The organism is Halorubrum sp. SP9 (genome assembly GCF_005435015.1).
GTDB classification, from domain to species: domain Archaea; phylum Halobacteriota; class Halobacteria; order Halobacteriales; family Haloferacaceae; genus Halorubrum; species Halorubrum sodomense.
In genome coordinates this window covers 1-222 of sequence record NZ_SGXU01000759.1, presented here as the reverse complement: position 1 = coordinate 222, position 222 = coordinate 1, and the positions used below count along the sequence as shown (strand labels likewise).

The 222-nt window shown below is 67.6% G+C and carries 1 pseudogene; it reads left to right on the top strand.

Going from position 1 to position 222, the window contains the following annotated elements:
* A pseudogene (rfc, locus tag EXE45_RS19230) lies at positions 1-222 on the top strand (replication factor C small subunit); the annotation flags it as partial.

Sequence of the window (222 nt, the reverse complement as noted above, 5' to 3'; positions counted from 1 at the left end):
ACAGCCTCACCGACGACGCCCAGTCGGCGCTGCGCCGGACGATGGAGCAGTTCTCCGACAACACCCGGTTCATCCTCTCGTGCAACTACTCGTCGAAGATCATCGACCCGATCCAGTCGCGGTGCGCCGTCTTCCGGTTCTCGCCGCTCTCCGACGAGGCGGTCGGCGGGATGGTCCGCGAGATCGCGGCCGCCGAGGATATCGAGGTGACCGACGCGGGCG